The organism is Chryseobacterium phosphatilyticum (genome assembly GCF_002899825.2).
In the GTDB taxonomy this organism is placed as follows: Bacteria; Bacteroidota; Bacteroidia; order Flavobacteriales; family Weeksellaceae; genus Chryseobacterium; species Chryseobacterium phosphatilyticum.
Map to the genome: position 1 here is coordinate 1 of NZ_PPED02000096.1, position 455 is coordinate 455.

The following is a 455-nucleotide window of genomic DNA, read 5'->3' on the forward strand; positions in this document are numbered from 1 at the left end:
CGCCACCTCGCCGAGCGCCAGTCGGAACTCGGGCGTAAGCTCGAACTGGAGGAGCGGCTCGTCACCGTCCGAGCCTCTGCCGAGGAGATGATCAAGCCCTCCCTCTACGGACAGGCCATCATCATCCTCGTCTATGTGCCGCTCCTCACTTTCACCGGGGTCGAGGGCAAGATGTTCGAGCCGATGGCGCTCACCGTCATCATCGCCCTGATTTCGGCCTTCGTCCTGTCCCTCACTTTTGTACCCGCGATGATTGCCATCGTCATTACCGGCCGGGTGACGGAGAAAGACAACCTCATCATCCGGGCGCTGAAAGCGGCCTATCAGCCAGTCCTTGGCGCAGCTGTTCGAGCGCCTATCATCTTCGTCGGTGGGGCCCTACTGCTCCTTGTCGGGGCCGGTGTGCTGTTCACCCGCCTTGGAACCGAGTTCATCCCCCAACTTGACGAGAAGAG

Annotated in this window: 1 protein-coding gene; it reads left to right on the forward strand. The window is 61.3% G+C overall.

Annotated elements, in window-relative coordinates; all coding sequences use genetic code 11:
- A partial coding sequence (locus C1631_RS25540) for an efflux RND transporter permease subunit (protein ID WP_185144705.1) occupies positions 1–455 on the forward strand: 455 nt, incomplete at both ends.